The organism is Pseudarthrobacter sp. CCNWLW217, assembly GCF_037203985.1.
Lineage (GTDB): Bacteria > Actinomycetota > Actinomycetes > Actinomycetales > Micrococcaceae > Arthrobacter.
Window position 1 is genome coordinate 1 of sequence record NZ_JBBCBT010000006.1, and the last position, 22,214, is coordinate 22,214.

Annotated in this window: 24 protein-coding genes and 1 tRNA gene; 11 read left to right on the plus strand and 14 right to left on the minus strand. The window is 66.1% G+C overall.

The annotated features are described in order from the left end of the window. Positions 1-102: 102 nt before the first annotated feature. Positions 103-588: a Fur family transcriptional regulator gene (locus V9L18_RS08475; RefSeq protein WP_337346756.1), complete on the minus strand. Its 486-nt coding sequence runs from the start codon at positions 586-588 to the stop codon at positions 103-105. Between the two features lie 30 nt (positions 589-618). After that, the gene (locus tag V9L18_RS08480) at positions 619-1,413 is read right to left on the minus strand and encodes a hypothetical protein (RefSeq protein WP_337346757.1); all 795 of its coding nucleotides are present in this window, start codon (positions 1,411-1,413) and stop codon (positions 619-621) included. A gap of 195 nt (positions 1,414-1,608) precedes the next feature. Here V9L18_RS08480 and htpX point away from each other — a divergent pair, with 195 nt between their 5' ends. Beyond that, positions 1,609-2,469 (plus strand): zinc metalloprotease HtpX, encoded by an 861-nt coding sequence (gene htpX, locus V9L18_RS08485; protein ID WP_337346758.1) that lies wholly within the window; start codon positions 1,609-1,611, stop codon positions 2,467-2,469. Positions 2,470-2,545: 76 nt separating this feature from the next. On the opposite strand, the gene V9L18_RS08490 is transcribed toward htpX, so the two are convergent. Next, a complete protein-coding gene (locus V9L18_RS08490) occupies positions 2,546-3,037 on the minus strand; it encodes a YajQ family cyclic di-GMP-binding protein (protein WP_337346759.1) in 492 nt (163 codons plus the stop codon). 203 nt (positions 3,038-3,240) lie between these two features. Here V9L18_RS08490 and V9L18_RS08495 point away from each other — a divergent pair, with 203 nt between their 5' ends. The 3 genes from V9L18_RS08495 to V9L18_RS08505 all read left to right on the plus strand — a co-directional run bounded on the left by V9L18_RS08495 (position 3,241) and on the right by V9L18_RS08505 (position 4,445). After that, a complete protein-coding gene (locus V9L18_RS08495; protein WP_337346760.1) occupies positions 3,241-3,495 on the plus strand; it encodes a hypothetical protein in 255 nt (84 codons plus the stop codon). A 182-nt stretch (positions 3,496-3,677) separates the two neighbouring features. Next, positions 3,678-3,759: transfer RNA gene (locus V9L18_RS08500), tRNA-Tyr, on the plus strand. A 254-nt stretch (positions 3,760-4,013) separates the two neighbouring features. Next, positions 4,014-4,445 carry a CBS domain-containing protein gene (locus tag V9L18_RS08505; RefSeq protein ID WP_337346761.1) on the plus strand — a complete coding sequence of 144 codons (432 nt, stop codon included), beginning with the start codon at positions 4,014-4,016 and terminating at the stop codon, positions 4,443-4,445. A 119-nt stretch (positions 4,446-4,564) separates the two neighbouring features. On the opposite strand, the gene V9L18_RS08510 is transcribed toward V9L18_RS08505, so the two are convergent. Together V9L18_RS08510 and V9L18_RS08515 are read right to left on the minus strand one after the other, a co-directional pair. Next, a complete protein-coding gene (locus V9L18_RS08510) occupies positions 4,565-5,374 on the minus strand; it encodes a LysM peptidoglycan-binding domain-containing protein (protein ID WP_337346762.1) in 810 nt (269 codons plus the stop codon). Between the two features lie 360 nt (positions 5,375-5,734). Beyond that, complete coding sequence (locus V9L18_RS08515) at positions 5,735-6,469, minus strand: potassium channel family protein (RefSeq protein ID WP_337346763.1); 735 nt, start codon at positions 6,467-6,469, stop codon at positions 5,735-5,737. A 72-nt stretch (positions 6,470-6,541) separates the two neighbouring features. Between V9L18_RS08515 and V9L18_RS08520 the strand changes: the two genes are divergently transcribed. After that, entirely contained in the window at positions 6,542-7,096 is a 555-nt protein-coding gene (locus V9L18_RS08520; protein WP_337346764.1) for an acyl-CoA thioesterase, read from the plus strand. Positions 7,097-7,138: 42 nt separating this feature from the next. Here the strand turns inward: V9L18_RS08520 and V9L18_RS08525 are convergent, their stop codons facing one another. Together V9L18_RS08525 and V9L18_RS08530 are read right to left on the minus strand one after the other, a co-directional pair. After that, the gene (locus V9L18_RS08525) at positions 7,139-7,939 is read right to left on the minus strand and encodes an ABC transporter permease subunit (protein ID WP_337346765.1); all 801 of its coding nucleotides are present in this window, start codon (positions 7,937-7,939) and stop codon (positions 7,139-7,141) included. Beyond that, positions 7,936-8,859 carry an ABC transporter ATP-binding protein gene (locus tag V9L18_RS08530; protein WP_337346766.1) on the minus strand — a complete coding sequence of 308 codons (924 nt, stop codon included), beginning with the start codon at positions 8,857-8,859 and terminating at the stop codon, positions 7,936-7,938. Before V9L18_RS08530 ends, V9L18_RS08525 begins: the two co-directional genes overlap by 4 nt. Positions 8,860-9,019: 160 nt before the next feature. On the opposite strand from V9L18_RS08530, the gene trxA reads away from it, so the two are divergent. Then, a complete protein-coding gene (gene trxA / locus V9L18_RS08535) occupies positions 9,020-9,415 on the plus strand; it encodes a thioredoxin (protein ID WP_337346767.1) in 396 nt (131 codons plus the stop codon). A 140-nt stretch (positions 9,416-9,555) separates the two neighbouring features. On the opposite strand, the gene V9L18_RS08540 is transcribed toward trxA, so the two are convergent. Further along, on the minus strand, positions 9,556-9,834 hold the full coding sequence (locus V9L18_RS08540; protein WP_337346768.1) for a putative quinol monooxygenase: 279 nt from the start codon (positions 9,832-9,834) through the stop codon (positions 9,556-9,558). A 115-nt stretch (positions 9,835-9,949) separates the two neighbouring features. On the opposite strand from V9L18_RS08540, the gene V9L18_RS08545 reads away from it, so the two are divergent. Beyond that, positions 9,950-11,626, plus strand: coding sequence for an AMP-binding protein (locus tag V9L18_RS08545; protein WP_337346769.1), 1,677 nt, complete (start codon positions 9,950-9,952; stop codon positions 11,624-11,626). Positions 11,627-11,640: 14 nt separating this feature from the next. Here the strand turns inward: V9L18_RS08545 and V9L18_RS08550 are convergent, their stop codons facing one another. After that, complete coding sequence (locus V9L18_RS08550; RefSeq protein WP_337346770.1) at positions 11,641-12,075, minus strand: ester cyclase; 435 nt, start codon at positions 12,073-12,075, stop codon at positions 11,641-11,643. A gap of 127 nt (positions 12,076-12,202) precedes the next feature. Here V9L18_RS08550 and V9L18_RS08555 point away from each other — a divergent pair, with 127 nt between their 5' ends. After that, entirely contained in the window at positions 12,203-13,885 is a 1,683-nt protein-coding gene (locus tag V9L18_RS08555; protein WP_337346771.1) for a helix-turn-helix transcriptional regulator, read from the plus strand. Between the two features lie 45 nt (positions 13,886-13,930). Here V9L18_RS08555 and V9L18_RS08560 read toward each other — a convergent pair whose 3' ends face one another. Beyond that, positions 13,931-15,430 carry a multicopper oxidase family protein gene (locus V9L18_RS08560; RefSeq protein ID WP_337346772.1) on the minus strand — a complete coding sequence of 500 codons (1,500 nt, stop codon included), beginning with the start codon at positions 15,428-15,430 and terminating at the stop codon, positions 13,931-13,933. After that, positions 15,414-15,896, minus strand: coding sequence for a hypothetical protein (locus V9L18_RS08565; RefSeq protein WP_337346773.1), 483 nt, complete (start codon positions 15,894-15,896; stop codon positions 15,414-15,416). The genes V9L18_RS08560 and V9L18_RS08565 overlap by 17 nt, the downstream gene beginning before the upstream one ends. A gap of 192 nt (positions 15,897-16,088) precedes the next feature. On the opposite strand from V9L18_RS08565, the gene V9L18_RS08570 reads away from it, so the two are divergent. Together V9L18_RS08570 and V9L18_RS08575 are read left to right on the plus strand one after the other, a co-directional pair. Beyond that, complete coding sequence (locus V9L18_RS08570) at positions 16,089-18,107, plus strand: sensor histidine kinase (protein ID WP_337346774.1); 2,019 nt, start codon at positions 16,089-16,091, stop codon at positions 18,105-18,107. Then, on the plus strand, positions 18,100-18,819 hold the full coding sequence (locus V9L18_RS08575) for a response regulator transcription factor (RefSeq protein WP_337346775.1): 720 nt from the start codon (positions 18,100-18,102) through the stop codon (positions 18,817-18,819). The genes V9L18_RS08570 and V9L18_RS08575 overlap by 8 nt, the downstream gene beginning before the upstream one ends. On the opposite strand, the gene V9L18_RS08580 is transcribed toward V9L18_RS08575, so the two are convergent. The 3 genes from V9L18_RS08580 to V9L18_RS08590 all read right to left on the minus strand — a co-directional run bounded on the left by V9L18_RS08580 (position 18,812) and on the right by V9L18_RS08590 (position 21,655). Continuing rightward, positions 18,812-19,618 carry an ABC transporter permease gene (locus tag V9L18_RS08580; RefSeq protein ID WP_337346776.1) on the minus strand — a complete coding sequence of 269 codons (807 nt, stop codon included), beginning with the start codon at positions 19,616-19,618 and terminating at the stop codon, positions 18,812-18,814. The two genes, V9L18_RS08575 and V9L18_RS08580, sit on opposite strands and share 8 nt — an antisense overlap. Continuing rightward, the gene (locus V9L18_RS08585; RefSeq protein WP_337346777.1) at positions 19,618-20,586 is read right to left on the minus strand and encodes an ATP-binding cassette domain-containing protein; all 969 of its coding nucleotides are present in this window, start codon (positions 20,584-20,586) and stop codon (positions 19,618-19,620) included. The genes V9L18_RS08580 and V9L18_RS08585 overlap by 1 nt, the downstream gene beginning before the upstream one ends. A 97-nt stretch (positions 20,587-20,683) precedes the next feature. After that, entirely contained in the window at positions 20,684-21,655 is a 972-nt protein-coding gene (locus V9L18_RS08590) for a DNA-3-methyladenine glycosylase family protein (RefSeq protein WP_337346778.1), read from the minus strand. A 132-nt stretch (positions 21,656-21,787) separates the two neighbouring features. Here V9L18_RS08590 and V9L18_RS08595 point away from each other — a divergent pair, with 132 nt between their 5' ends. Then, the gene (locus V9L18_RS08595) at positions 21,788-22,180 is read left to right on the plus strand and encodes a VOC family protein (protein WP_337346779.1); all 393 of its coding nucleotides are present in this window, start codon (positions 21,788-21,790) and stop codon (positions 22,178-22,180) included. Positions 22,181-22,214: the final 34 nt, after the last annotated feature.

Below are 22,214 nucleotides of genomic sequence, written 5' to 3' on the forward strand. Positions count from 1 at the left end.
TCAGTCAGGATGATGGCACCGTCGGCACCAACTGACTTCGAATGCGCGTCGGACGTAACCGGCGCACCTGACTGGGTGGTTGAAATGGCAGTCATTATTCTCCTATTTCTCTATTACTTGCGAGGGACGTTCAGAAGGAAGTTGTTGGGACTGCTGGCAGTCCTGGCAGATGCCCTGGTACATGACATCGGCGATCTGGATGGTCATGGGCTTGGCGTCCTTATCCCAATGCGGGGTAAGGCAAGGCGCATGCCCGACGGCGCACTCTACGTCCTCGACGCGCCCGCAGCTGATGCAGATCGCGTGGTGGTGGTTATCGCCCACGCGGGTCTCGTACAGTGCGGGGGAGTGCGGCGGCTCAAAGCGGCGCAGCATGTGCAGGTCAGTGAGGTCGCCCAGGACCACGTAGACGGACTGCGCAGTGAGCTCCGGGAGCTCCTTGCGCGCGGCGGCGAGGATGCTCTCCGCGGGGGAGTGGGGGTGATGCTCGACGGCGGCCAGCACCGCCAGCCGCTGCTTGGTCACCCGGCGGCCGTGGGCGCGCAGGGCAGCAGCCCAGGCTTCGTGGCCGCCAAAGTGTTCCGTCATGCCTCTATTGAAGCACTTATTATGAGTTCATCACAATAAGGCTTGGCTAACCTCCGGAAGAGCCAGGAACTCCTGCATCGGATTGACTGATTCCCCAGCCGAACGTCCCATGGCGTGGACCTCCAATGGCCCATCGCCAGGCTCCGGAACCACACAGCTCAACCCGCTCACGCCGGGGCGCTCCGTCATGCTTTGGAGTGACGCGGCCAGCGCCAGCAAGTGTCCGGGCCTGAGCCCCGGTTCGCCCGACGACGGCGCCAACGCCGTGGACAACACAGTGTGGTGCGCGCCGGCCTTAAGCCGGGGTGGCGCCACCACGAGTTCCCCGAGATGGGAGTTCGCGGCAGTGTCGCCGGGCAACGTTGTCTCGACCTGCCATCTCGGATCAGCCTGGCGCTCCATAGCCAAACGGCGCAGCGCAGTGCGGAGGCCGCCGTCGTACTCCTGGAGTTCCTCGGCTGCCGCCGGTACCCGGCGCTGCGCGGGGAGGCGGAGCTGTTCGCCCGGGGTGACCGGCTCAGTGGCCCAGCGGCCGAACAGGTGGAACGTGGGCGTGGAGGATTCGACTTCCGGTTCGCCGATTGCCGCGCCGATGGCGTGCCACTGGTGGGCGAAAACCACGGTGCAGCGACCGGCGCCGAGGACCTCGACGAGCGCCTGCCGGGCAGCGTTGTGGCACCAAAGCCAGTCGGCGGCGGAGCGGAGATCGAAGGCAACGGCTGGATTCGTGAGCCGGATCAGGAGGTGGCCGGCATTCAGCGCGGTCCGCGGACGGGCCACCTCCCAGAACGCCGATGCAAAAAGCAGCCGCCTGGATAGATTCATGCGCCAACTCCTTCCCCCGCCTGAGGATACCAAGCCGATGGCACAACACGACACGCAGGCGTGACCAGGTTTGCAGGTGGCTTCGGTGGGGACCCGCACCTCGACTGGCCCACACGGTACTAAAATTCTGACTGAGGGCCGGGTCCTGCTGCCCGGTCCCCTGAAGGCGTGCCGGGCAGACGTGGAGGAGTGGACGTGCACAAGCATTACAACGGCCTGAAAACTGCGGCGCTCTTCGGCGTCCTCTGGGCAGTCCTGCTGGGACTGGGCGCCCTGATCGGCCTCAACATGCGCAGCTCGGCGCCCATCTGGATCATGGCACTTGTCGGCGTGGCCACCACGGCCTATGGCTACTGGAACAGCGACAAGATCGCCATACGCTCCATGCAGGCCTACCCGGTCGCCGAAACCCAGGCGCCGCAGCTGTACCAGATCGTCCGCGAGCTGTCAGTCCGCGCCAACCAGCCGATGCCACGCATCTATGTCTCGCCCACGATGAACCCGAATGCCTTCGCGACGGGGCGCAATCCGCGCAACGCCGCCGTTTGTGTCACCGAAGGCATCCTCCAGCTGTTGGACGCAAGGGAGCTCCGCGCCGTCCTGGGGCACGAGCTCATGCACGTGTACAACCGCGACATCCTCACCTCCTCGGTGGCTGCCGCCGTCGCCGGCGTGATCACCTCGGTGGGCCAGATGCTGTTGTTCTTCGGCGGTGACAGGCGCAACTCCAATCCGCTGGCCATGCTGGCCATGGCCCTGTTGGCGCCGTTTGCGGCGTCCCTGATCCAGCTGGCCATCTCCCGGACCAGGGAGTACGACGCCGACGAGGACGGTGCGCAGCTGACCGGCGATCCGCTGGCGCTCGCCTCAGCCCTGGGCCGGATTGAGCAGGGCGTGCGGATCGCGCCACTGCCGCAGGACCAGAAGCTCGTCAACACCTCGCACCTGATGATTGCCAACCCGTTCCGCGGCGGGGCGATGACCAAACTGTTCGCCACGCACCCGCCCATGAAGGACCGGATTGCCCGGCTCGAACGGATGGCGGGCCGGCGCTGACCCGGGGTTGATCAGCAAAGCTGGATGCCGCCGTCGTGCTTTCCGCGCGCCGGCGCCCTCCTGGCGAGGCCGAAAATCAGCTACGGAAGTTGACGAACTGCAGGTCCGCCTCGTCAAAGTCCTTCAGCAGCGCCATAGTGGCCTGCAGGTCATCGCGTGACTTGGACGTGACGCGGAGTTCGTCGCCCTGGATCTGGGACTTGACCCCCTTGGGCGCTTCGTCGCGGATGAGCTTGTTGATCTTTTTGGCCAGGTCCTGCGCGATGCCTTCCTTGATGGAGGCCTCCAGGCGGAACTCCTTGCCGGACGCGTAGGGCTCACCCGTGTCCAGGGACTTCAGCGAGATGCCGCGGCGGATCAGCTTGGACTGGAGCACGTCCAGGACGGCCAGGACGCGTTCCTCCGAGTTCGCCTTCATCAGGATCTTCTCGCCGCTGAAGTCGACCTCGGCGCCGACGCCCTTGAAGTCGTAGCGCTGGGCCAGTTCCTTCTGGGCCTGGTTCATGGCGTTGGCCACTTCCTGCTTGTCCACTTTGCTTACGACGTCGAACGTTGACTCGCCTGCCATGATTCTCCTTGTGCTGGTGGTGTTGTGCCGGTAGTGCGGCTGGTTGCGCCCGGGAGGCGCCTGATGTCTGCATTCCAGCCTAATACGGATGCCCCTGTTGGTCGTTGCCGCTTTTCACAGTTCCCTCTCAGCGGACACCGGGCGGGAACGAAGCCCCGCGCCAGAGAGTTGGAGTTGTTGGAAAGAGCGCGAAGGGAAAGACCATGCACCGCAAAGCCGTCCGTTACGTCAACCGAACCACCACTGCAGCCGCCGGAGCCGTGGCTACCGCAGCCACCTCCGTCGCGGCCGCCGCCGTGGCGGCCTCCATCATCTTCAGCCCCGTGGCGGATGCTTCTGCCCGCATGGACGGCGTCAGTGAGGACCTGCTGCGTGCGGTCGAACTGAACCAGATCACCGAGGAGCAGGCCGTGAAGTTCGAGGCCCGGCTCGCCGGACGCATTCTCGGCGAGGCCTGATTCGGGCCGATTTTCCCCGCCGTTTCGGGGTTTTTCGCGCGCGTTCCCCAGGGCCGGGGGCTCGATTCGATTCTTCGGCAGAAGTTCTGTAAAGTTGTCTTGCCCGCGGTTACTGGAAGCGGAACGGCCCGGAAACGGACGTTCCGAACACTGCAGCCGGGGGTGATCTTCTTTTGAAGTTCGGCAGATTACCCGAGCGGCCAAAGGGGGCTGACTGTAAATCAGCTGGCAACGCCTACGGGGGTTCGAATCCCTCATCTGCCACCCAAGGAAAGCCTCCGGAACCATCAGGTTCCGGAGGCTTTTTCGTGTCTGAAGCGACCCCGGGCCGCCTGTCCTGCCCTGCTGCGGGGTATTCCCCTCCTCGTGGTCTTTTCCCCCCTGCGTTACAGGGGGAATTGACCACGCAAAGGGGAAATCTGGGCCGTCGACAGCTTTATGGCTCCGGCGTAGGCTGGCAGCATCGGCGCATGAACCCGATGCCCTGCGTCGATGCATCAATCGATGAAGGAGTACCAATGAGTGCTGTACGTGAATTCATGACTACAGATGCAAAGTGTATTAAGGAGACCCAGTCCCTCACGGATGCTGCCCGGATGATGCAGGATCTGGACTGTGGCTCGTTGCCGATCTGCGGTGACGACGGAAAGTTGAAGGGCATGATCACCGATCGTGACATCGTGCTCAAATGCATCGCCGCCGGCCGCGATCCCCGCGAAATGATGGCCAAGGACCTCGCTACCGGCAAGCCTTACTGGGTTGACGCCGATGCGAATGTCGACGCCGCTATCGAACTGATGGAGAGGCACCAGGTCCGGCGTCTCCCGGTCATCGCCGACCACAAGTTGGTGGGCATCATCAGCCAGGGCGACATCGCCCGCAACTACTCCGAGCAGCGTGTGGGCGAGCTGGTGGAACACATTTCGGAACGCAGCCGAATGCAGGTGTAGTCAGCAACTGAAGCAGAACGCCACGGAGTCCTCTCCGTGGCGTTACTTTGTGGGCCGTCATGGCCTTGTCCGCGGTTCCCCGCCTTGAAGGTTAGGAACCACGGACAAGCTTTGGAAAGTCAGTTCAGCGCGATCAGGAGCATCTGGCTGGTTCCCGGGATACAGGTCTGCAGGATAGCCCTGGGGAAACCACCGAAAACGGCCTTGACGTCGTTGGTGGTGCCGGGGTTGGGAACCTGCCCACGGGCGGTGGCCGTGTAGGTTCCGTAGCCCGGGATGCTGATGGTTTCGCCCACGGCGATGCCGGAGAAGCGCGCCCAGCCGCCGCAGAAGTCATGTTCGGTGATGAACAGCGAGTAGCCATCGTTGGGGGTGAAGTGGATGGGGCCGATGCAGGCGTCCACCATTGCCTGTCCGCCAGCGCCCGCTACATAGATCGTCCGGACCGCAGGCGCGGCCTGGCCCGGAGTCGTTGGGGCGGCGACGGCGGGACCGGTCAGCACCAAGGACTGGCCGGGGACGATGATGCTGTAGGCACCCAGCCCGTTGGCGGCCAGCATCGCATTCAGGTCCACGCCATACCGTGCGGCGATCCCACCCACAGTGTCGCCGGGAACAACGGTGTAGCGGTTGGAGTCGCCCGAGGGAGCAGGCGCCGGAGCAGGCGCCGGGGGAGCCGGGACCGGTGCATGACCCTCGGCCGGTGCGACCGCCGTCGTGCTTACCTCCGGTGGAAGCGGAACCTCTGCAGTGCGGAGGGGCCCTGCCAAGGATCCAACGCCAACGGCGGAGACCACGGCAGCGGCGGCCATGCCTGCCCAGAGCCGGTTGCTGACAGGATTGCGGGTCTGGGTCAGTTCTGCCCGGGGGACGTCTGTTTCGAAGTTCCGGCTGGGAGGTTCGGAAGGTTTTGCGGTCAACTGATGCATGGGTGGCCCATCGCAGGTCGGCCCAGTCAAGGAAAAGCAGCGGTGGATGCCGCCGGTTCCCCTTGGAGGACGGATCGAGGTGTGATGCGCTATGCGGTTCCGGTCAGTAACCGGCGCCGCGCAGGGATGCGCGTGATGGGAGCCGCCCGCATACCCAGAAGATACGGGAGCTCCACCATGAAGCGGCATCATCCACCCCAGCTCGGAGGATGCGCCAGCAACGTATTCGGCCCTAGGAATTCCGAGTCTAGGAAGCCGTTGCGCCAGGCGGCACCAGTAGGGGTTACTCGAATTTTTCGCAACAAAGCCAGTGGCGGGCGTTTTTTCTACTCAGTAGTACTCGCCGCGGCTACGCGAACATCAGGGCGTGCGCCGGTCCCTCAGTTCGGCGACCTCGCGCCGCAGCGATGCGATCTCCTCCACCAGGTCGGCCAGCTCGGCCCGGACGGGTTCCTCCGCCGACTCCGCGGCGGCTTCGGTGGATTCCTCAACGCGCTGGACAAGCCAGGAGGCGATGGAAGCGGTGACCACGCCGAGCACGGCGATGCCGCTCATCATGAGCGCCGCGGCAACCATCCGGCCGATCGGAGTCACGGGATACATGTCGCCGTATCCCACAGTGGTGATAGTGGTGATGGCCCACCAGACGGCGTCGCCGAAGGTCAGGATCTTGGCATCTGGAGCGGACTGTTCAACATCCAGCACTGCCAAGGCACCCACAAAGACGAGCAGGGCCGCTGAGCCGGCCACATACGTGACAACGCGGCCACGGAGGGTTTCACCGACGGTCCGGTGCAGTACCGACAGCAGCGTCACCAGCCGGAGCAGCCTGAGCGGACGGAAGAAGGGCAGGGCAACTATCAGGAGTTCGTGCAGGTTCCAGAGGAACCAGCGACGCCGGTCCTTGGCGAGCCACAGGTTGGCTGCGTAGTCGAGGGCGAAGATCCCCCAGGTCAGCCACAGGACGGCCTCCAGCCACTCGGCGGCGCTTCCATCGACGCGGCCGATCACCTGCCACGCATAGGCGGCCAGGAACACCAGTGCAGTTCCCATCAGCGGCCACTCGGCGAGGTCCCGGTAGCGTTGTTGCGTCATGCGCCACATCCTACGCGGGAGCTCTTGAAAGTCAGGCTGGCCCCTCAAGTTACTGACGGGTAACATTGGGGGATGCACCTGCTTCTTCGTACCCTCCTGATGCTGTTCACGTCCGCCCGCCGCTCCGCGCTCACCATCTGGGACACCTCGTCCTTACCGCTGCGCGTCCTGCCCACCGACATCGACATCGCCATGCACGTCAACAACGGCATGTATTTCTCCCTCATGGACCTGGGCCGGTTCGACCTCATGGTCCGCAGCGGCATCTGGAAGAGGATGCGCCGGCGCGGCTGGAACCCGGTGGCAGCGGGGGAGACCATCGCCTTCCGGAAGTCCCTGCAGCTGTGGCAGCAGTACACCATCGAAACGAAGATTATCGGCCTGGATGCCAAAGCCATCTACTTTGAGCAGCGCATGGTGGCCGACGGCGAGATTTACGCCCGTGCCTACATCGCCACCCGCCTGGTCAGCAACGGCAAACCCGTTAGCCAGGAAGAGATCCTGCGGGAGTTCGGCCAGCCCCCGGCGGACTGCATTCTGCCCGAATGGATTCACGAGTGGCGTGAGGCCAACGCACTGCCGGGCAGCCGGACACCTGCCCCGCATCTCTGGGAAGCCAGGGCCTGACCTCAGGCCAAGCGAACAAAAAGGGCCGACGGCGGCACCCGGCTACGCGCCGACGTCGCGCCTTTCCACCGCGAAGGCAGCCAGCGCCACCAGGGCCGCCGAGATAGTCCACAGCCACCCCGCCGCGGCCCAGTCCGCACCGTTGGCCACAGGGGAATTTCCATACGCCCAGTGGTAAGGGCTCAAATTCAGCAACCATTGCACATCATCGCTCTGCCGGCCGACGGCGTTGAAAACATACCCCAGCACCCCCACCGCGGCACCGGCGGCGAGCCCGTACGTCCGGCGGCCGGTCACCGCTCCCGCGCAAAGCGCCGCGGTTCCGCTCAGGAGCGCCAGGCCGGCGAACAGCACCGCCGCGCCGAACAGGTTCTCCGGAAGAATGTCCAGCTTGGCCGGGTCATTCAGCAGCCGGACCAGCACAAAGACCAGGGCCGCGAGCAGCACCACACGCAGGACCAGGGAGAGCGCGCGTTCAAGCACCACCTGGACCCGGGTCACGCCGTGGGCGAGCGTCAACTCCAGCTGGCCGGACTCCTCGTCACCACCCACCGCGGCGGCACCCCATCCCACGGAGGCGATGGTCATCAGGAGGAACCCGATCAGGCCGAAGAGCGTGGCCTGGGTATAGCCGGGGCCGGTGGCGATCTGGTCGTAGTTCAGCGCCTTGGTCATCTCGGCCGGGAGGGCATCGATCATGTCCTGCATTTGCGCACTCCCGCCGATGGACGGGTACAGCGGCAGGTACAGGAACGTGGCGCCGGACAGCCCGGCTCCCCACGCGAGGGTGGAGCGCCAGGAATCAAAAAAAGCCCGGCGGAACAGCGGAAGCTTGGTGCTCACGTTGCTGCCTCCTGCTGGCTTGAATACATCTTCAGTACCGATTCCTCCAGATCAGGCTCCTCCAGGACAAGGTCGGTCAGCTGCAGGGACGCGAGCACCTGGACCAAGGGCTGGATGTCACCTTCCAGCGTGGCTGACACGGTGACGGTGCTGCCGGCCTCAAGCACCTCCACGCGTCCGACGCCGGGCACCGCACCCAGCAGCGTGCCGGCGTCGTGGGCGTTAATTCCGTGAGCGGAAAGCCGGACGTGCCGCACGGCACCTGCCCGAAGTCCGCTCACCGACTCAACAGCGATGATCCGGCCGTCCCGCAGGATGGCAACCGTATCCGCCGTCTGCTGTACTTCGCTCAGGACGTGGGAGCTAAGGAAAATGGTCTGGCCATTGTGCTGCGCTTCCCGCACCATGGCATGGAACTCCTGCTGGATCAGCGGATCCAGGCCGCTGGTGGGCTCGTCAAGGACCAGCAGTTCCGGATCGTGCATAAATGCCTGGACCAGGCCCAGTTTTTGCTTGTTGCCTTTGGACAGCTTGCGCGTGTGGCGGTCCAGGTCCAACCCCAGCCGTTCAGCCAGCGCATCGATCCGGCCCGTTGCTACCGGGCCGCTGATGGCCTGATAATGGGCCAGGAGTTTCCGGCCGGTGACCCGGCCCTCGAGGAACAGCTCTCCCGGAAGGTAGCCGATCCGCCGGCGGAGTTCGGGACCGGCCGCCCGCGGGTCCTTCCCGAGGACCCGGACCTCCCCGGAAGTGGGTCGGATGATGTCCAGCAGGCAGCGCATGGTAGTGGTTTTGCCCGCACCGTTGGGGCCGATGACACCGAACACCGAGCCGGCCTCGACCGCGAAGTCCACGCCGTGGAGCACCTCCCGGCGGCCGAATTTCTTGGTGAGGGACTTCGTGGAGATGGCGTGCGGCATGCACCCTCCCGTGTGCGGCGTTGAGCGGCTGATCACCCCAAGGGTAGGCTTGGCGGCCCGCCCTGTATATGGGGTGCCGCAGTTATTCCCAATGACGCGCGAAGCGAACAGGGCCCCCACGCCGCGACATTCCGTGGCCTGCTCGCGTACCGTTGAAACCATGGCTACCGTTGACATCACAGGTGAACAGTTCGCATCGACCATCGAAGGCAATGACATTGTCCTGGTCGACTTCTGGGCTGAATGGTGCGGTCCCTGCAAGCAGTTCGGGCCCACGTACAGCGCCGTGTCGGAGAAGCACTCCGACGTCCTGTTCACGAAGGTGGACACCGAGGCCGAGCAGCAGCTCGCTGCCGAGGCCGGAATCACGTCCATCCCCACGCTGATGGCGTTCCGCGAAAAAGTCCTGGTCTTCTCGCAGCCCGGCGCCCTGAACGCCCAGCAGCTGGAGCAGGTGGTTGACGCCGTCAAGGCCCTGGACATGGACGAGGTGCACGCCCACGTGGCGCGCTCGAAGGCAGAGGCCGCGGCCGGCGAGGCCAAGGACAACTCCTAGCCCTTAAAACGCATCGACTGATCCCCACCGGCCCCCCAGCCTCGCAAGCTCGGCCAGGGAACCCTGCCGGTGTGGGCCCTCGCCCTTTAGAACGTCCAAAGGGGCCCTTACGGAGCAGTCGATGCTTAAGTGGCGGGAGGCTACAGGCGTTCCAGCTTCACGGGCTCGGCCAGCAGGGCGCTCAGGGATTCGTTCAGGTCCTGGACAGCGGTGCCCTTGGAGTGCTTCTCCAAATCCTCTTCGGACGCCCACTGCTCCGTCAGGACCAGCTTCTCTTCGGTGGCCTCGGTCAGCTCGTAACGGATGCAGCCGGGCTCATTCACCACCTCGTCGATGGCGATTTCCAGGGCGAGCTTCACACGGAAGAACTCGCCCTCGTTGGGGATGAACGTTGCCTGCAGGTCGATGGGTGCACTCATGGATTTCACAATACCGGGCCGCAGGCTGCCGGCCGTTCCTGTTTACGCGCAGACACCAGCCTGTTGCGCTTCCCATGTGCTTTCAATGCCGGGGGCCAGTTGGTAGCGTGCCAGCATGCGCGCTTATACAGCCGGGGACACTGACGTCCCGCTGCTCGAGGAGACCATCGGCACGAACTTTGAGCGGGTGGTGGCCCAGTTTCCCTTCCACGACGCGCTGATAGAGGCCGCGGCTGTTCCCGGAGCCGACGCCCGGCGGTGGAGCTACACCAAGATGAACGACGACGTCGACCGCCTCGCGCGTGCGCTCCTCGCCTTGGGCATTGCCAAGGGAGACCGGGTGGGCATCTGGAGTCCGAACTGCGCCGAGTGGACCCTGCTGCAGTACGCTACGGCGAAGTCCGGCGCGATCCTGGTGAACGTCAACCCCGCCTACCGCAGCCACGAGCTGGAGTTCGTGGTGAAACAGAACGGCATGCGCATGCTGGTCGCGGCGCCGTCGGACCGGACCAGCGACTATGTGGGGATGGCCCGCCAGGCCCTGGCCGCCTGCCCGGACCTGCGGGAGCTGGTCTTCCTGCCGGATCCGGGCGTGGACGGGCTCGACGCCGGCATCCCCCAAAGCGACGCAGAGCTGACGTACGGCGAGCTGCTCAAGCGGGCGGACGTCGTCGGGCATTCCGCCCTGAGGGCGCGGATGGCAGAACTGGACCCGCACGACCCCGTCAACCTGCAATACACCTCCGGGACCACGGGCTTCCCCAAGGGCGCCACCCTGACGCACCACAACATCCTGAACAACGGCTACTCCATCGGGGAGCTGCTGGGTTACACCGAACATGACCGGGTAGTGATTCCGGTGCCGTTCTACCACTGCTTCGGCATGGTGATCGGCAACCTCGCTGCGCTCAGCCATGGCGCGGCCACCATCATTCCCGGCCGCGGCTTCAGCCCCGCGGCGGCGCTGGAGGCGGTACAGGACTTTGGCGGGACATCGCTCTACGGCGTGCCCACCATGTTCATTGCCGAACTGGCGCTTCCGGACTTCGCTTCCTACGACCTCGCCACCCTTCGCACGGGCGTCATGGCGGGATCAGTGTGCCCCATCGACGTGATGAACCGGGTGATCTCCGAGATGCACATGGTGGACGTGGCCATCTGCTACGGCATGACCGAGACCTCGCCGGTGTCCACCATGACCCGGAACGGTGACACCCTCCAGCAGCGCACCGAGACCGTGGGCCGCACCATGCCCAGGCTGGAAAGCCAGATCATCGACCCCGGCTCCGGCGACGTGCTGGAACGGGGAAGGATCGGCGAACTGTGCACCCGCGGCTATGCGGTGATGCAGGGATATTGGAACCAGCCGGACAAGACAGCGGAAGCCATCGACGCCGACGGCTGGATGCACACCGGCGACCTCGCCCGGATGGACGACGACGGCTACGTGGTGATCGAGGGCCGGATCAAGGACATGGTGATCCGCGGCGGCGAAAACATCTACCCGCGCGAGATCGAGGAGTTCCTCTACAGCCACCCCTCCATCCAGGACGTGCAGGTCATCGGGGTGCCGGACGCCAAGTACGGCGAGGAACTGATGGCCTGCATCATCCTGAAGCCCGGCGCCGAGCGGCTCGATGCGGCCGCCGTGGCCGATTTCTGCCGGGGGAAGCTGGCCCACTACAAGGTCCCCCGCTACGTGGACGTCCGCGAAAGCTTCCCCATGACGGTCTCCGGGAAAGTCCGCAAAGTGGAAATGCGCGAGGAGGCTGTGGCCAGGCTGGGGCTCTGACAGGCGGGCTAGGCTCAGGTTGCCGCGGCTGGCTCGATCTGCGCGAGCAGACCGGCAGCGTCGTAGTAGCGGCGTTCCTCGATAACTTCTCCGTCAGCGTTGAACTTCGAGAAGACAGCCCCGCTGTTGTCGATGGAACTTCCGGTAGCGGGAATCTCCCCCTCGGGGGAAGCCAGCGGGCCAAGGTGCGTCCCGCGCAAGGTGTACTCGCCCGCTACCGTCTCGCCGTCCTGGAGAAGGGGACCCACCGTGACTCGTGCGTCCGGGAAGGCCCGCAAGAGTTCCACCATGTCCTGCTCGATGGCGTCCCGCCCCTTCAACGGCTGCGGATAGAGCGGGTCGTGAACCACCGCGTCCGCGGCGTAGGTTGCGGCGAAGGCCTTCGCATCGTGGGCGTTAACTGCATCCACCGCCGTGGTAAATGCACTGGTCAATGGGCTTGTGTTCATCGTTTGCTCCTAGATTCGTTCCTGTTGTCCGTTTTCCGGGACACCTTCAGGCTCCCCCGATTGGGGGCAGCGGGGATCGGTCAGCTGACCCATTTTGTGGCCCATGCCGAAGTGCTGTAATTGAAGCGTGACGCTGGAGGAAATCACAGCGAGAGGCCACGAGGCGCTGGAAGCGGGGCAGTGGGCGCAGGCCCGGGCCGCGTTTGAGGAAGCGCTTGTGGGCACCGGATCGGCAGGCGCGCTGGCGGGCCTGGGTGACGCCCTGTTTTTCCTCGGCGAAGTTGGTGAAAGCGTCCGCTGCCGTGAGCGCGCCTATGCCGCCAGCCGCCGCGCCGGCAACATGCCGGAGGCGATCGACTCCGCAGTGTGGCTGTGCCTCGTCTACGGGATGTCCCTGGGCAATGAGGCAGCGGCGCGGGGCTGGCTCGCCCGCGCCGAAAGCATGGCCGACCCGGACGACGGACTGACCCAGGCCTGGGTCGATTATTGTGCGGCCCTCCTCGCCACGGATGTGCACTCATGCCGGGACCTGATCGAGCGGGCGCTGGCCACCTCGCAAGAGCTGGGCGACCCGGACCTCGCAGTCTGCGCCCTTGCCGAGCGCGGAGTCCTCCTGGTCAAGGGCGGCGAAGTCCAGGCCGGGTTGCGGTGCGTGGATGAGGCAATGGCCAGCGCTTTGGGCGGCGATGGGACCACGTTCTACACCGTGGTTATGGCGAGCTGTTCGATGCTGACGGTCTGTGACCTTCTGAGCGACCTCGGGCGGGCAACCCAGTGGTCGCAGGCTGCAGATGACTACATGAGGGCGTACGGATGCCCCTACCTTTATGCCCAGTGCCGGCTGGTCCACGGGCGCGTTCTCCTGCTGACGGGCCACTGGGCCGAAGCAGACGAGGAATTGCGGCGTGCCGCCGCAGGCACAAGGGGCGTTTTCCCCGGCATGTTCCACCAGGCCATCGCGAGCCTTGCCGAGCTTCGCCTGCGCCAGGGACGCTTCGACGAGTCCCGGGCATTGATTGAGGGCATCGGTACCCCGGTCGAGGCCAGCCTTGTGGCGGCGGGCCTGGCCCTCCGAAACAACGAACCGGCGGTGGCCGTGGCCCTGGCAGAGCGGTGGCTTCGGTCGGAAAGCATCAACAGCGACGCCGTGGCTCCGCCGCTGCACGCGGGCGGGCAGCGGACGTCACTGGAGACGGCGGGCGCACGCGGCCTCCTGGTGGAAGCACACCTGGCAGCCGGAAATCCCGCTGCTGCCGCTGCGGCGGCCGAATACCTCGCCACGCTCGACGGCGGCGCAGGGGAAGTGCGATTGCTGTCCGCCCATGCCGCGCTGGCAAAGGGGCGGGTGGCCGCCGCCGAAGGCCGGCAGGAGACCGCAACGGTCTACTTTGAGGACGCCCTCACCTGGTTCGGGCGGCTCGAGCTTCCGCTGGAGGCGGCACGCACCAGGCTGGAGCTTGCGCGGGCATTGGCCCAAGGCCAGCCCGCGCTCGCAGTCTCTGAAGCCCGCTCTGCCCTGTCAGCGCTGGACAAGCTGGGAGCATCCCATGATGCAGACGTGGCTGCGGCCCTCCTGCGGTCCTGGGGTGCCGGGGGCCGGTCCGTTCCCCGCGAGGCAGGCATCCTCACCCGCCGGGAGCAGGAGATCCTGCGCCTGCTGGTAGAGGGCTATTCCAACCCTGAAATCGCAGGGCAGCTGTTCATCAGCAGCAAGACCGTGGCACACCACGTGAGCAACGTGCTGGAGAAACTGGGCCTACGCAACCGTGCTGAAGCCGCAGCCTACGCCGCCCGCCTGGACTCCGCCTGACCGGGCCTTGATTGCCCCGCATTTACCGGTTTGTGCTGCGGCCTGCTACTCGGGCTGGTTGCCGGCACCGCCGTTGATGGTGAACGGCGTCGTGACCCCGTCGTACATCACGTGGGCAACGAGGCCGTCGACGGCGTGGGGAAGCGTATGGCAGTGGTCGCTCCAAATACCAGGGTTGTCGGCAACGAAGGCAATCTCATACGCCTCGCCGGGGTGGACATCGAGCGAATCGACCCACCAAGGGCTTCCCGCCGCCGGCTTGCCGTCGCGTGAGAGCACCAGGACATGGTGGCCGTGCAGGTGCATCGGATGCACCTCGCCCGACTCATTGGCGATCCGCATGACGACGACGTCATCCTCGCGCACGTGGAACATCGGCACGTCCGGGAAGAGCTCCCCGTTGATTGTCCAGAAGTTTCCGGGCCGGCCGTCGATCAGGCCGAGGCGGCGTCCGATCGTGTAGTCGAACGTGCGGTCCGGCGAGCGCGGATCGAAGTCGGGCCGGGCAGGGTCGCCGTATTCCAGCAGGTCCAGGGTTTCGGAGGGTTGCCGGGCAGGGGGCGCGGCGCCTGCATCTCCGGAGGCCGGATCGCCGATGGAGACGCTCCGGGCCCCGCCGACGTGCAGGCGGGCAGCGCCGTTATAGGGGGCCTGCACGGCGACGTCCACCCGGCCGCCTGCCGGAATCAGTACCTTTCGTCCGTCGACGGCGGCGGCGCCGTTGACCTCGTGCCCATCAGTCGCGATGACCCGGAAGGGTGCGGCTGACCAGACAGCAGCAGTTCCCTGGTCGGTGTTGATGACCCGGATCCTAACGGTACTGCCGGGCTCGGCCGGCACGTGCTCGTCCTGCACGCGCCCGTTGAGGGTGTGCTGGCCGCCGTAGACGTGCAGCAGCGCGACGGCGTCGGCCTGGAACTGCTTGGCCGGCGGGTCGGCCGCTGGCAAGGCCGGTTCGATGACGACCGCACCCAGCAGCCCGCCCTCGACCTGCTCATGTGAGACCTGGTGCGAGTGGTACCAATACGTGCCGGCGTCGTCCGCGGTGAAACGGTAGACATGGCGGCCGCCGACAGGAACAGCGTCCTGCGTGATCCCGGCAACGCCGTCAGCCGCGTTCGGCACGTCCACGCCGTGCCAGTGCAGGGTGGCCCCTGCCCGGACCGACTCGTTGACCAACACCACCTCGACGAGATCACCCTGCGTGGCCCGGATCGTAGGCCCCGGGGATGTGCCGTTCACGGTATATCCCTCCACCGGACGTCCGCCGGGGATGTCCACTGTCTGGCGGCGGGCGACGAGCTCGACGCGGACGTCAGGTGGCCGGAGCGGGTCCGCGATCAGCTCCGTCACGCTGACCTCACCGGCCGGGTCGGCAGCGACGGAACCAGAGCCATGGATGTGGGAGGCGTGCCCGCCACCCATATCGATCACCGAGTATTCGCCCAGCAGGGTCGAGCTCCACCCGAGCGCACCGAGGCCAAGCGCACCGGCCACCGCAACGCCGGCGGAAAGGCGCCGGACGAGGTCAGGTCGCGATGGCATGGGAGGCGCGTTCCTCAGCACCGGCTGCCGCCGCGCGCCTGGCCCGCATCCCCGCGTAGAAGGCGGTGAGCAGCACGGCCAGCGCGTTCGCACCGTGGACCAGGCCGAGGTAAGGCATGTCAACGATGGAGTAGCCAAGCGTGATCTGCAGCCCCACCAGGGCGAGCACAACGGCTGCCCACAGGCGTGCGCCACGCAGCCGTGCGCCGTCGGCCTTCACGAAGAACGCCACGATGAACAGCGCGACGGCGGCCAGCGGTATGACCATCCCGCCAACGATGCCGTGGATGGGGAAGCCGAGGTCGCCGATGAACGTGGCCTGCCGGCTCTCGACGAGGGCCTTGTCGATGACACCACCATCCTGGACGTACCGTCCGATGCCTCCGAGGGCGAAGGCGATCGACGCTGCCTGCACAACAACGCCGCCGGCGATGATCCAGGCGATGGCTGCGTAAATCCTGCGCATGATGTCCTCCTGTTCGTGCGGGTGCCATTCCGCGGCATCCACTCGAGCCCACCGTAGGCGCGCAGCCGACGTGCCCGGAACGCGGGTGGCCGCAGGGTAGATGGAGGCCAGCCACCATGGGAGTCGGGTGGGTACCCCCTCCCGGGATTGGCCACACAGGCGGATCATAGGACTGTGCTCCGAAGATGGGGATTGCTCGCAGCGTTGGCTCCGGTCGGAGTGGCGTCGCTCATCTACGTCGTGATCATTCGCGGGTTCGTCGCACCGGAGAACCACGGACTCAGCTGGCCGTTGCTTGGCGTGCTGCCGACCTTCGTCTTCGGCATGTGGCTGCTCACCGTTTCGTCATCCCGGGCCGCCGTGTTCATCGCGGCCGCTGCCACGGCCATGGCTGTCGGCTCGGCGTACGAGACGTTCGCGGTCCAGGATCCGGGGCTGACCGGCCAGCCGTGGTTCCCGCTCGTGAACCTGGTCGGCCTGACCGCCGATGCGGTGGCGGCGGCAGGCTTCGTCAGCATGTTCGCGAGCTTCCCGACCGGGGTGCCCGAGCATCGGTGGCAACGCATCGCCGTCGGCCTCCTGTGGGTTCCCGTGGTGGCCGCGCCGCTCTCTTTGTTCACCAGCCCGCAGGTACTGGTGCCGCAGTTTCTGGACCTCAGCGATGGCATACCGAACGCGTTCGCGGTGCCCTTGCTGGGTTGGGCGGCGCCGGCGGTCTACTGGGCCATCTACCAGTGGCCGTGGATGCCACTGGGCGTGGGCGTGCTCCTGAGCCGGGCAGTGTTCGGGGACAAGGAAGTCCGGGCACGCACCCGGGTCATGACCTGGGTGGTGATCGCCACGGTCATCAGCTACGGGCTGTGGCTGCACGGGCCGCCCAACGCCATCGTTACGGCCGCCGTGTTCGCTTCGCTCACCGCAGTCCCGCTGGCGGCCATCCATGGCATCCTCCGCCATGGCGCCTTCGATATTGCCCCCGGTGACCGCGGGCGCCTCGCGGCCCGGTCCTCCGGCCTGCTCATCACGGTCCTGTACGCGATCGGCGTCGCAACACCGGCCGTACTGCTGGCCGACCGCCTCACTATTATCGGCGCCGCTCTCCTGACAACGGTTCTCGCCGTGTGCCTCTTGCCGGTCCGGGGATGGTTGCAGCGGTGGATCCACCGTTCTGTCTTTGGGGATCGGGACAGGCAGCTGATGCTGCTCAGCGAGCTCGGTTCCCGCTTGGAGCAGTCCGTGGAGCCCGGTGAGCTGATGGCCCGCCTGGCGGCGGCCGTGCGTGATGGCCTCGATGCATCCTGGGTCCGCATTTTCCTCGCAGGTCCTGACGGCAGGTTCGTGGCATCGCCCACGGGTGTGGCCGGTGATGTGAAGGGGGAAGCTGTTGCCTCCTGCGACCTTGAGCGGGCGAATGAGGCACTGGGCCGGATCGAGCTTGGGCCGCGCCGGCGCGGTGACTACAGCGACGCCGAACGGGCCTTGCTCCGTACGGTCGCCGGCCAGGCTGCGGAGTCAGTGGCGAACGTGCGCCTGAGCGCCCAGCTCGCTGAGCAGCTTCAGGAGCTGAGTGCGTCGAGGGAGCGGCTCGTCGCCGCGCAGGATGACGAACGCAAGCGCCTCGAACGGGACCTGCACGACGGGATCCAGCAGAACGTGGTCGCACAGATCGCCGGGCTTCGCCTCGCCCGGAACCGGTTGCAGCGCGGTGAGCTTACCGCCGTCGAACTCGCTGATCTCCAGGACCAAGCCCGGGAGACGCTCACCGACCTGCGCGAACTCGCCCATGGCATCCACCCGCCCGTCTTGAGCGATAACGGTCTCGTAGCGGCCATCGAGTCCAGTGCGGCCAGGTTCCCCATCCCGCTGACGGTCGACGCTGACGAGGGCATCCGTGCCGAGCGGTTCCCTGAGGAAGTGGAAACGACGGCGTACTACGTGGTCCGGGAGGCGCTGGCCAACACCGCAAAGCACGCGCAGGCGAGCCATGCCTCCGTGGGCCTCGCCCGGAAGGACGGGCACCTGCGGATCGCGATCACCGATAACGGCTGCGGCATAGGCGCCCTCGCGCCCGGGTCCCGCGGCGGCCTGGCCAATATCCGTGACCGCGTGGCGGCGCTGCGGGGAACGGTGGACGTCTCGGGCCGCGACCCGTCGGGCACCACCGTGCTGGTTGACCTCCCCGTGGAGCGGGAGGAGCACCACGTTGGATGAAGCGGATGTGCTGCGGGTGGTCATCGCCGAGGACAACTACCTCGTCCGCGAGGGGCTGCGACGTTTGCTGGAGGACTCCGGCGAAATAGACGTCGTGGCCTGCACGGGCAACGCAACGGAGCTGATCGACGCTGTGCGCCGGTTCTCGCCTGATGCGGTGCTCACCGACATCCGGATGCCGCCTGGCCATCACATGGAGGGCATTGAGGCTGCCCGCGCCATACGCGCCGCGCACCCGGAGACGGGCGTGGTGGTCCTGTCGCAGCACGCCGACCAGAGCTACGCGCTCGCGCTGTTCGCCGACGGTTCGGCAGGCCTCGGCTACTTGCTCAAGGACCGCATCGGCGACCTGGAGGACCTCGTGCACGCGCTCCGCGAAGTACGGGCTGGTGGTTCGGTCATCGATCCGCAGATCGTCGATACGCTGGTGCGCCGCCGCAGCGCCGGTGCAGCCAACCCGCTTTCGGACCTGTCGCCCCGGGAACTGGACGTCCTGCGGGAGATGGCACAAGGCAGGACAAACGCGGGCATCGAACAGTCGCTGTACCTGTCCTCCTCCACGGTCGAGAAGCATGTCAATTCGATCTTTACCAAGCTGCGCCTTCCTGCAACTGGCGTGCACCGCCGCGTGGCAGCAGTGCTCGCCTTCCTCCAGCGCAACGGCAACGAGGCATCGGCCGAAGAAGACGGACAGAACCACCCGCTCAGCTGATGTTGCGGTTGATGGCCCGGACACCAACCACCAGCCCGACGGCGGCCGTCAGCGATGCGGCGAGCAAGCCCAGGAGGGTGTCGGTCCCGACGTTGCCGGCGAACAGCTCCCGCTCAGCGTTGACCAGGTAGGTCAGCGGGTTGAACAGGCTCGCAGTCTGCATCCACCCCGGTCCGGCCTCAATGGGCAGCATGATGCCGGAGAGGATCATCAGCGGGAACAGCAACGTCTGCTGCACGCCCCAGAAGATCCACTCCTTGTTCTGGGACACGAGCGCCAAGGCGTAGGAGAGCGCGCCGAGCCCGATGCCGAAGATCCCCAGGATGACCAGTCCTGCCAGCACATGCAGCGGGTAGAAGACGAAGCCGAAGGGAATGCAGACCAGGGCGATGAGCAGCCCCTGCACCACCAGCGGCGCCCACTCTTTCAGGGCACGCCCGATCATCAGCGAGGAACGGGACAGCGGTGTTGCCAGGATCCGCTCGTACGAACCTGTCATGAGCTCGTACTGCAGGTTCGAACCGGTCATGGATGTGCCGAACAGGGCAATCATCACCACCACCCCGGGCAGGAACCACTGAAGGGTGGACTGCCCGCCGAACGCCGGCGCGCCGACGGCAGCGCCGAGCAGCGGGCCGAAAAGGCCCAGGAACACGAGCGGCTGGATCAGCGAAAAGATCAGCGAGAACGGGTCCCGCAGCGGCAGCAGCATCTCGCGCCAGAATACGTACTTCGTATCCCTCAGAACCTGGCTGAGGCTGGGCTTCCTCAGGACTTCCGGAGTGGTTTGCACACTCATCAGCGGTTGGCTCCTTCCCGCAGGTTGCGGCCGGTCAGTTCCAGGAACACGTCATCCAGCGTCGGCGGCTTCAGCTCCAGCGACTGGGCGGGAGCGCCGGCGTCGTTCATCTCCTTCAGCAACGCAGGCGCCAGCCGCGCGCCTTCGGTGAGCCGGAGGCGGAAGCGGACAACGCCGTCGTACGTGTTTTCATTGACCTCCCCGCCCGCAGCGGCCCGGCCCAGCAACCCCCGCACTCCGGGAGCCGATTCCGCCGCCACTTCCACAGCCAGCAGGTCACCGGCGAGGTTGGCCTTGAGCCGGGCCGCCGTGTCATCGGCGATGATCCGGCCGTGGTCGATCACGATCACGCGCTCGGACATCAAATCGGCTTCGTCCATGTAGTGCGTGGTCAGGACGATGGTGGTGCCGTGTTCGGCGCGCATCCGCATGATGTGCTCCCACAGGTTGGCCCGGTTCTGCGGATCCATACCGGTGGACGGTTCGTCCAGGAAGAGCAGCCTCGGCGAATGCATCAGGCCCAGCGCCACGTCCATCCGCCGCCGCTGGCCGCCGGACAGCTTGATGACCGTGCGCTTGGCGAGGTCGGTGAGGTCCAGGGACTTCAGCAGTTCCTGCGCCCGGGCGTTGGCGTCTGTGGTGTTCATGCCGTAGAAGCGGCCCTGCATCACCATTTCGTCGATCACCCGGAAGCTGTGGCCACCGCCGTTGCCCTGGCCGATGTAACCAATCCTGGACCGCACTCCGGCAGGGTCCTCGGCGACGTCCACCCCTGCCACGGTTGCCGTCCCGGACGTGGGCCGCAGCAGTGTGGTCAGCATCCGCAGGGTAGTGGACTTGCCGGCGCCGTTCGGGCCGAGGAACGCGACGAGTTCGCCGGGCGCAACATCGATGTCGACGCCCTTGACGGCTTCCACGGTCTCCTTTTTGACGGTGAAAGTCTTCGTCAGTTTGTCAGTGTGGATCATGGGTGACTCCAGAGAATGCGGGATTCCAGGGCTCTGGTGCGGGCTCCATGGCGCCACGCTATACCCAAGGGCCCGCGGGAGTCCACGGAAAAAAGGCTCAGTGCCCGCGGTGGTCCTGGATGGTCATCCGCGGCCCGAACGTGGGTTTGCGGAAGCCGCTCAGCCCGATCATCCTCACCACCCGCTGGCGGTGCCCCTTCCACGGCTCAAGCAGCGCCAGCATGCCCGCATCATCGGTCCGGCGGCCGGTGAGCGCGGCGCCCACGAAGGCGGCGAGGTGGTAGTCGCCCACGGCGATCGAGTCCGGGCAGCCGTGGGTCCGCTGCACCACCTCGGCCGCGGTCCAGACCCCGATGCCGGGTATGACCTGCATCTTTGCCGCCGCTTCCGTGGCCGGTAGCGCTGCAAGCCGTTCAAGTGCGACGGCGGAGCGCAGCGCACGCATCACGGTTGCGGAACGCTGTGGTCCAACGCCGGCCTTGTGCCACTCCCAGGACGGGATGCGCAGCCACTGTTCCGCGGTGGGCTGGACACGAAGCCCTTCCGGCGCGGCCATTCCGGCAGCCGGTGCCGCCGACCCGAAGCGGTACATCAGGTACCGGTAGCCGCGGCGGGCCTCTATGACGGTGACCTTCTGTTCAAGGATGGTGGGCACCAGGGCATCGATCATCCGGCCGGTGGAGGGCAGCCGGACAGTAAGGTTCCGACGGCGGGCCTCGCGGACCATCCGGGGGAGCGATGCATGGAAGGCAGGCTCGTCAAAGGCCGACCAGTCATCCCCGGAGCCCAGGAGGCGGGGCACCCCGGCGAGTCCGGCCGCAGAACCCGGCCCCCATGCCAAGGCATCGACAGCGCCGTCCGCCGCAGTGGTGAGACGCAGCGTGACCGGGCCGTCCGGCGTCGTAAACGCCGTCCAGAACCCGTCGGGCCGGGAGGAAAACGACGGATCCCCGGTGCCGCGAAGGAGGATGCCGAGCGTCTGCAGCAGGCTGTATGGCCTGTCCGGATGCCACCGCAGGGAAGCGTCCGCGGCGGCGGCCAGCCGGGCGGGGGCATCTGCGATGGTCATGGTTTCATCGTCCCACGGCTGGCTGACAATGCCGGTTCCGGAGCCCCCTTACGGGCCACTGATGCCGGGACTAAACTCCATCGTGTGGCGCGGAGCGTCCGCGCCTTCCCCTGGCATCCAAAGGAGCATGCAATGGCTGGAGTTGTGCATTTCGAGATCCCGACCGATGACAAGGAACGCGCCAACACCTTCTACCAAAGCGCGTTCGGTTGGAACCTGACCCCCATGCAGGAGATGGATTACACCATCGCCATCACCACGCCGTCGGACGAACAGACAGGCATGCCAAGCGCGCCCGGGGCCATCAACGGAGCCCTGTTCCCTCGCACGGACAACCTCAGGACGCCCGTCCTTACCATCGATGTGGAAGACGTTGACGCCGCACTGGCACAGGTCGAATCCGCCGGTGGTTCGGTGATCCAGGCCAAGGACGCCGTTCCCGGAATGGGTTATTACGCCTACTTCAAGGACACCGAAGGCAACATCATGGGCCTTTGGCAGACAGATTCCTCGGCAGGGAGCTGACCGCGGAGCAAGGGCCCGTCACGGGAGACGGTAA

What these genes read in the sequence shown, in the direction of transcription:
- V9L18_RS08505 (WP_337346761.1), top strand. Translation starts at nt 4,014, where the DNA reads ATGAGTGCTGTACGTGAATTCATGACTACAGATGCAAAGTGTATTAAG.
- V9L18_RS08540 (WP_337346768.1), bottom strand. Translation starts at nt 9,834, where the DNA reads ATGAGTGCACCCATCGACCTGCAGGCAACGTTCATCCCCAACGAGGGC.
- V9L18_RS08495 (WP_337346760.1), top strand. Translation starts at nt 3,241, where the DNA reads ATGCACCGCAAAGCCGTCCGTTACGTCAACCGAACCACCACTGCAGCC.
- V9L18_RS08515 (WP_337346763.1), bottom strand. Translation starts at nt 6,469, where the DNA reads ATGACGCAACAACGCTACCGGGACCTCGCCGAGTGGCCGCTGATGGGA.
- V9L18_RS08585 (WP_337346777.1), bottom strand. Translation starts at nt 20,586, where the DNA reads ATGATCCACACTGACAAACTGACGAAGACTTTCACCGTCAAAAAGGAG.
- V9L18_RS08590 (WP_337346778.1), bottom strand. Translation starts at nt 21,655, where the DNA reads ATGACCATCGCAGATGCCCCCGCCCGGCTGGCCGCCGCCGCGGACGCT.
- V9L18_RS08480 (WP_337346757.1), bottom strand. Translation starts at nt 1,413, where the DNA reads ATGAATCTATCCAGGCGGCTGCTTTTTGCATCGGCGTTCTGGGAGGTG.
- V9L18_RS08545 (WP_337346769.1), top strand. Translation starts at nt 9,950, where the DNA reads ATGCGCGCTTATACAGCCGGGGACACTGACGTCCCGCTGCTCGAGGAG.
- V9L18_RS08560 (WP_337346772.1), bottom strand. Translation starts at nt 15,430, where the DNA reads ATGCCATCGCGACCTGACCTCGTCCGGCGCCTTTCCGCCGGCGTTGCG.
- V9L18_RS08475 (WP_337346756.1), bottom strand. Translation starts at nt 588, where the DNA reads ATGACGGAACACTTTGGCGGCCACGAAGCCTGGGCTGCTGCCCTGCGC.
- V9L18_RS08520 (WP_337346764.1), top strand. Translation starts at nt 6,542, where the DNA reads ATGCACCTGCTTCTTCGTACCCTCCTGATGCTGTTCACGTCCGCCCGC.
- V9L18_RS08550 (WP_337346770.1), bottom strand. Translation starts at nt 12,075, where the DNA reads ATGAACACAAGCCCATTGACCAGTGCATTTACCACGGCGGTGGATGCA.
- V9L18_RS08510 (WP_337346762.1), bottom strand. Translation starts at nt 5,374, where the DNA reads ATGCATCAGTTGACCGCAAAACCTTCCGAACCTCCCAGCCGGAACTTC.
- trxA (WP_337346767.1), top strand. Translation starts at nt 9,020, where the DNA reads ATGGCTACCGTTGACATCACAGGTGAACAGTTCGCATCGACCATCGAA.
- V9L18_RS08530 (WP_337346766.1), bottom strand. Translation starts at nt 8,859, where the DNA reads ATGCCGCACGCCATCTCCACGAAGTCCCTCACCAAGAAATTCGGCCGC.
- V9L18_RS08595 (WP_337346779.1), top strand. Translation starts at nt 21,788, where the DNA reads ATGGCTGGAGTTGTGCATTTCGAGATCCCGACCGATGACAAGGAACGC.
- V9L18_RS08580 (WP_337346776.1), bottom strand. Translation starts at nt 19,618, where the DNA reads ATGAGTGTGCAAACCACTCCGGAAGTCCTGAGGAAGCCCAGCCTCAGC.
- V9L18_RS08490 (WP_337346759.1), bottom strand. Translation starts at nt 3,037, where the DNA reads ATGGCAGGCGAGTCAACGTTCGACGTCGTAAGCAAAGTGGACAAGCAG.
- V9L18_RS08565 (WP_337346773.1), bottom strand. Translation starts at nt 15,896, where the DNA reads ATGCGCAGGATTTACGCAGCCATCGCCTGGATCATCGCCGGCGGCGTT.